The 6,568-nt window shown below is 60.5% G+C and carries 7 protein-coding genes; 4 read left to right on the top strand and 3 right to left on the bottom strand.

Features of this window, described 5'->3' with window-relative positions; all coding sequences use genetic code 11:
• Window positions 1-1,033, bottom strand: a 1,033-nt coding sequence (locus tag OU993_RS28755; RefSeq protein ID WP_442793064.1) for a site-specific integrase, incomplete at its 3' end; no start/stop codon positions are given.
• A 167-nt stretch (window positions 1,034-1,200) separates the two neighbouring features.
• On the opposite strand from OU993_RS28755, the gene OU993_RS28750 reads away from it, so the two are divergent.
• The 3 genes from OU993_RS28750 (at window position 1,201) to OU993_RS28740 (ending at window position 2,623) form a co-directional block, all read left to right on the top strand.
• Window positions 1,201-1,479: a type II toxin-antitoxin system Phd/YefM family antitoxin gene (locus OU993_RS28750; RefSeq protein WP_268159870.1), complete on the top strand. Its 279-nt coding sequence runs from the start codon at window positions 1,201-1,203 to the stop codon at window positions 1,477-1,479.
• Window positions 1,466-1,897 (top strand): plasmid maintenance toxin (PemK-like), encoded by a 432-nt coding sequence (locus OU993_RS28745; protein WP_268159871.1) that lies wholly within the window; start codon window positions 1,466-1,468, stop codon window positions 1,895-1,897. The genes OU993_RS28750 and OU993_RS28745 overlap by 14 nt, the downstream gene beginning before the upstream one ends.
• A gap of 378 nt (window positions 1,898-2,275) precedes the next feature.
• Window positions 2,276-2,623, top strand: a complete 348-nt coding sequence (locus OU993_RS28740) for a hypothetical protein (RefSeq protein ID WP_268159913.1) — start codon at window positions 2,276-2,278, stop codon at window positions 2,621-2,623.
• Between the two features lie 5 nt (window positions 2,624-2,628).
• On the opposite strand, the gene OU993_RS28735 is transcribed toward OU993_RS28740, so the two are convergent.
• Entirely contained in the window at window positions 2,629-4,302 is a 1,674-nt protein-coding gene (locus tag OU993_RS28735) for an IS66 family transposase (protein ID WP_268159912.1), read from the bottom strand.
• Window positions 4,303-4,491: 189 nt separating this feature from the next.
• Between OU993_RS28735 and OU993_RS28730 the strand changes: the two genes are divergently transcribed.
• The gene (locus OU993_RS28730; protein ID WP_268159913.1) at window positions 4,492-4,839 is read left to right on the top strand and encodes a hypothetical protein; all 348 of its coding nucleotides are present in this window, start codon (window positions 4,492-4,494) and stop codon (window positions 4,837-4,839) included.
• Between the two features lie 5 nt (window positions 4,840-4,844).
• Here the strand turns inward: OU993_RS28730 and OU993_RS28725 are convergent, their stop codons facing one another.
• Entirely contained in the window at window positions 4,845-6,518 is a 1,674-nt protein-coding gene (locus OU993_RS28725) for an IS66 family transposase (RefSeq protein ID WP_268159912.1), read from the bottom strand.
• Between the last annotated feature and the right edge of the window lie 50 nt (window positions 6,519-6,568).

The raw sequence follows: 6,568 nt of genomic DNA, 5'->3' as shown, positions 1-6,568 counted from the left end.
CACTGTTGTAGTATTCCGACGCCTGCTGGACGGATCGATGGCGCGACTGTTCCATTGCCTCAGGGAGAGGGATGCCGCGATTGGCTGCTTCGGTGAGATAACCGGAGCGCAGGCCGTGGGCGGAAAACTCCGCCGGATTGAGGCCAGCCATGGCAGCGCGCTGTTTGACGATGTCGTTGATCGCTTTTGGATCCAGAGCACGTTGTGAGACATTTCCCCAGCGATCAATGGCGCGAAACACACTGCCGCTGTCGATCCTGGCAAGCTTTAGCCAGGCATCCAGCGCATCGACGGGCCGGCCAGTGAGGTAGACGATCTCGTCGGCGTCGGCGCCGCTGGTCTTGGTGCGACCGAGATGGATGGACAGCGAGGGCAGGGGAGCTGCCCCTTCAACCGGGATCGGCGCTTCCATGACCAACTGCTCCTTACGCAGCCCCGCCACTTCGCTGCGGCGCCTCCCACCGGAGGCAAAGGCAACCATGAGGATCGCCTTGTCCCTGACATCGCGCAGGCTGCCGGTCCGGCAGGTACCAATCAGCTTTGACAGGACATCGCCTGTCACGGCCTTGGCGCTCTTGCGCCGCTTCGGACGCGGCGTTGCGCGCACCGCCAGCCGGGTGGCCGACTTGACAGCAGGGGCGGTGAACGCACCCTGCAACCCGCTCCATTTGGTCAGCGTCGACCAGGTTGCCAGCCGCCGGCGCACGGTATCGGGTGCATGGGGACCGGATGATCGAAGTAACCCCTGGAGGCGAAGCTTGTCCTCGACCTCCGCCGGCATGCCGTGGCCCGGATCTGTCAGGCGTTTCTCCGGATCCCAGAGGTGATGGGCGACAAACTTCAGCAGGAGAGCTTCCGGCGCGGGCCAGGGGAGTGACCGGCCGGATGCCGCCAGCGACCATGCCTGAAGATAGGCGAGATCGGAGGTGAGCGCACGCAAAGTGTTGGCGCCCATACCTTCGTTGACCAGATGCCGAAGTGTTTCGACATCCTGATCGGTCAAAAGCTCGGCCAGTTCGTCGCGCCGCTCCATTGGCAGGACGGCGGCGATCGTGTCCAATTCTTCCAAACGTCGCGACACCAACTCGTTCGTCGACAGTGATACCGGCGGCCTTCGCATAATGGTTTGCTCCGCGGTCAATCACCAGGTTTGCAAAAGTTCCGTACACCCCGTATATTCCGGAATAAAGGAGATCTGCCATGACGTCGATTGTGACAGCAGCTGCGGTTTCGAAGAACTTTGGCGCCTACCAGGATGCGGCCGTGCGAGAGCCGGTCATCATCACCAAGAACGGCCGGCCGCGCACGGTGCTCATGGCCTATGAGGATTATCTTCGTCTCGCCAAGCGGGACCGTCGGGTCGATCTGACGGCTGCGATCAGTGACGACGAACTTGCCGCGATCGAGGCTTCGACGATGGAGCCGGGCCTGGATCATCTCAATGCCGAACTGCTGATGGACAAGAATGCTGCCGATTGAACCCAAGGTCGGCTGGATTTTCCGCTATTCCTATCTCTGGCATTGGCAGTATCTGGACGGACGAGAGGAGGGGGACAAGGATCGCCCGGCTCTCGTGCTGGCCATTGTTGCGACGCTTCAGGACGGGACACCTGCAGTACGTGTTCTGCCGATCACGCATTCCCCACCGTCCGATTCCAGTGACGCAGTCGAAATCCCGCCGGCCACCAAACGCCGCCTGGGTCTCGATGACGAGCGATCCTGGATCGTGCTGACCGAAAGCAATCGTTTCGTCTGGCCCGGGCCTGATGTTCGCCCTGTTGACAGCGAGAGTGGATATCACGGGCCGCTGCCTCCGGCGCTCTTCGAAGAGGTGAAGCGTCGGTTCGTTGAGCTCGCCAGAAGCCAGCGTCACAAGGCGACCATTCGCAGCGACTGAGCTGTTCTTCATCCTTTTGTTCGCCCTCGAGTTCTGCGCGTCCAGCAGTGATCTTCACAGTGATTTGCCACGACTTTAGGACTTCGGAGTCGTCAGATCAATAACCACCGATAAGGGTTACTTATCGGAGGTGAAAGTGTTCATATCAGGATGGGTGAGATGACGGACAATAATGATCGAAAAATGTCTGTTTAATAAATTTTTTACTATAAATTCAACGTCTTGTTACTTTTCGAAAATCCCGAGGACGGGGTAAGCGGGAGGTAAGCGGGGCAGATTCGGTGGCGGTGCCCGAAAACAGGCCGGTGTCCGGTTGCCTGCTAGCGGCGCTATCGGCATGGTAGCCGTAACGCCGAACAGGAGGGTAGGGCACAACGCATGAGGCAGATCGATATCGACAGCCTGGACGAGGCGACCCTTATCGAACTCAACGCACGCATCGTCGAGCGTCTGCAGTATTTGCATCACCAGCGAACCACGGCGGCCCTGCAAGACATCAGGGTGGGGAGCGGCGTGGAGTTTGAAGGCCCTGGCGGCGCTCTGGTCCGGGGTGTCGTGATCCGTCGCAACAAGAAGACGGTGACGGTGCATGCCGATGATAACCGTCAATGGAATGTTTCGCCGACACTGCTGAAGCCCACCGGCGTCCACGTGCTCGACACCGCGGGTCAGATCCAGTCCGACGACGGCAAGGTCGTGTCCTTCCCGAAGCCAGACCGTCGGTGATGCGCTCAGGATCTGGCAACGATCATCGTGGCCAGTTGGGGAATGGCTGGGTGCGACGTGCCGATCCCCAGCCGATCGCCCAGATAGTGCCAGAACGACAGACCAAGCTTCTGGCAGGTCTTGGAAAGGCCCAGCATGCTGTCGCGCGCCTGGCGCCCATTGCGACTGACCGTCCCTCCGGAAATCTTCCGCTTGATGACAAAGCCACGCAGATCTCGCTCCGACGCATTGGTGTGGAGCGGGATTTCGGGCCGCTCCAGAACCCTGAGCAGCTCCGGCTTGCGGCGCTTCAGCCGAGCAAGGAGCTTGTCGAGGTCACCATAGCCGGTCTGGATCGAGAAAATTCGATCAAACCGGACCTGAAGACCGTGAGCTGCACGTTGGCTGGGACTTCGCTGATAGTTTTTCAGCTGCTTGTAAAAGAGCCAGATCAGCTCGCGGAGGGTTTCGACGTGTTTTACCTGGCGCGGCGTTGCCGGCATCAGCTTGTGCAGCAATCGCTCTGCGTGGACCCAGCACAGCGCGTGGGTACCGACCCGAAACTGCCCGGCATCGTCGGAGACGATCACTGCCTTGCCGACCAGCCCATGATGGCGGATGGCACCCCAGATGCCGGCCTCGGCGAACGGGCGGATGATGTCCCTGTCGAAAATGTCGATACCATGTTCAGCCAGATAGGCGAGAAACGGAACTTGATTGGCAAACCGCCGCGGTTCGTTTCTCTTCAGCCGCGCCAGAAGGGCAGGGTCCACCTGCCGGTCTTCGAGAAAAGCGAAGGCGGCATCGTTGAGGATATAGTCCTGATAGCTGCCGCGCAGCAGGGCCAGGAAGTTCAGTCGCGACTTCGAAGACGTCGTGCGAAAGGCGGTGAAATGCTCACCGCCGATATGCGTCGTATAAACATTGCGGTTGGCGTGACGGGCACCGGTGTCGTCGACCGTCACAAAAGGCGCAGAGACGAGGCCGGCGTGGAGCACGGCTGCATCCTCGGCATGAAAGCCATCCAGCCTCTCTGTGAGAAAGCGGACCACCTGACGTTTGGAGATTTCGACACCAACGTCGTTGAGCAAGGTCGTCATTCGCTGCGTCGTGACTTGGCCATGCGCATGGAGCATCAGACAAAACCGTCGCAGATTGGGCCCAAAGCCACCTCGTATCCCCGCAGGCAACGGCGCGATGATGGTGTCTCCCTCCGGCGTTACCCAGCATTCCCGACGGTAACGAACCACCTCGACCCTGAGCACCAGATCCCGGACGAAGCAGTCCTTGTAGCCCTTGAAGCGCGATCCAACTGGCACGCTGACAGGCAGTACCTCTTCACGCGTCACCCGCTTCGTGTCGTTCTTCGGCCCTCGCGGCCGGGACGCCGGATCTTTGCCGGTGAGCGTCTTGTCACCGGTCGCCTTCTCCATTCCCGACGGTCTGAAGGGTGGGCGCGGCGGCAGGTTTTTCAGGCGCGCAATCTCGTCACGCAGAAGCTGGTTGTCGATCTTCAGCCGGGTGTTCTCGAGCCTGAGCTGGTCGTTCTCATCCCGAAGCCTTTGGTTCTCAGCTACGAGCTTCTCAATCCGGGCGTCTGCCCGATCAGCCCGCTCCACCAGACCCGTCACGAGTTCTCGCAGCGCCTTCAGCGACAGCGTGTCGGCATGCTCGGCCATGGGCAGGCGGCGCTTCGTCATGAAAGAAGAATCTCATGATTTGCAGAAAACAGGAATCCCTCCTGCCACCGGATTTGCTCCAGGTACAAGCGGGAGTAAGCGGGGCAGATTCGGTGGCGGTGCCCGAAAACAGGCCGGTGTCCGGTTGCCTGCTAGCGGCGCTATCGGCATGGTAGCCGTAACGCCGAACAGGAGGGTAGGGCACAACGCATGAGGCAGATCGATATCGACAGCCTGGACGAGGCGACCCTTATCGAACTCAACGCACGCATCGTCGAGCGTCTGCAGTATTTGCATCACCAGCGAACCACGGCGGCCCTGCAAGACATCAGGGTGGGGAGCGGCGTGGAGTTTGAAGGCCCTGGCGGCGCTCTGGTCCGGGGTGTCGTGATCCGTCGCAACAAGAAGACGGTGACGGTGCATGCCGATGATAACCGTCAATGGAATGTTTCGCCGACACTGCTGAAGCCCACCGGCGTCCACGTGCTCGACACCGCGGGTCAGATCCAGTCCGACGACGGCAAGGTCGTGTCCTTCCCGAAGCCAGACCGTCGGTGATGCGCTCAGGATCTGGCAACGATCATCGTGGCCAGTTGGGGAATGGCTGGGTGCGACGTGCCGATCCCCAGCCGATCGCCCAGATAGTGCCAGAACGACAGACCAAGCTTCTGGCAGGTCTTGGAAAGGCCCAGCATGCTGTCGCGCGCCTGGCGCCCATTGCGACTGACCGTCCCTCCGGAAATCTTCCGCTTGATGACAAAGCCACGCAGATCTCGCTCCGACGCATTGGTGTGGAGCGGGATTTCGGGCCGCTCCAGAACCCTGAGCAGCTCCGGCTTGCGGCGCTTCAGCCGAGCAAGGAGCTTGTCGAGGTCACCATAGCCGGTCTGGATCGAGAAAATTCGATCAAACCGGACCTGAAGACCGTGAGCTGCACGTTGGCTGGGACTTCGCTGATAGTTTTTCAGCTGCTTGTAAAAGAGCCAGATCAGCTCGCGGAGGGTTTCGACGTGTTTTACCTGGCGCGGCGTTGCCGGCATCAGCTTGTGCAGCAATCGCTCTGCGTGGACCCAGCACAGCGCGTGGGTACCGACCCGAAACTGCCCGGCATCGTCGGAGACGATCACTGCCTTGCCGACCAGCCCATGATGGCGGATGGCACCCCAGATGCCGGCCTCGGCGAACGGGCGGATGATGTCCCTGTCGAAAATGTCGATACCATGTTCAGCCAGATAGGCGAGAAACGGAACTTGATTGGCAAACCGCCGCGGTTCGTTTCTCTTCAGCCGCGCCAGAAGGGCAGGGTCCACCTGCCGGTCTTCGAGAAAAGCGAAGGCGGCATCGTTGAGGATATAGTCCTGATAGCTGCCGCGCAGCAGGGCCAGGAAGTTCAGTCGCGACTTCGAAGACGTCGTGCGAAAGGCGGTGAAATGCTCACCGCCGATATGCGTCGTATAAACATTGCGGTTGGCGTGACGGGCACCGGTGTCGTCGACCGTCACAAAAGGCGCAGAGACGAGGCCGGCGTGGAGCACGGCTGCATCCTCGGCATGAAAGCCATCCAGCCTCTCTGTGAGAAAGCGGACCACCTGACGTTTGGAGATTTCGACACCAACGTCGTTGAGCAAGGTCGTCATTCGCTGCGTCGTGACTTGGCCATGCGCATGGAGCATCAGACAAAACCGTCGCAGATTGGGCCCAAAGCCACCTCGTATCCCCGCAGGCAACGGCGCGATGATGGTGTCTCCCTCCGGCGTTACCCAGCATTCCCGACGGTAACGAACCACCTCGACCCTGAGCACCAGATCCCGGACGAAGCAGTCCTTGTAGCCCTTGAAGCGCGATCCAACTGGCACGCTGACAGGCAGTACCTCTTCACGCGTCACCCGCTTCGTGTCGTTCTTCGGCCCTCGCGGCCGGGACGCCGGATCTTTGCCGGTGAGCGTCTTGTCACCGGTCGCCTTCTCCATTCCCGACGGTCTGAAGGGTGGGCGCGGCGGCAGGTTTTTCAGGCGCGCAATCTCGTCACGCAGAAGCTGGTTGTCGATCTTCAGCCGGGTGTTCTCGAGCCTGAGCTGGTCGTTCTCATCCCGAAGCCTTTGGTTCTCAGCTACGAGCTTCTCAATCCGGGCGTCTGCCCGATCAGCCCGCTCCACCAGACCCGTCACGAGTTCTCGCAGCGCCTTCAGCGACAGCGTGTCGGCATGCTCGGCCATGGGCAGGCGGCGCTTCGTCATGAAAGAAGAATCTCATGATTTGCAGAAAACAGGAATCCCTCCTGCCACCG

This window comes from Rhizobium sp. SL86 (assembly GCF_026672545.1).
In the GTDB taxonomy this organism is placed as follows: Bacteria; Pseudomonadota; Alphaproteobacteria; order Rhizobiales; family Rhizobiaceae; genus Neorhizobium.
The sequence above is the reverse complement of the archived record's forward strand: the minus strand, read 5'-3'. Positions and strand labels throughout refer to the sequence as shown.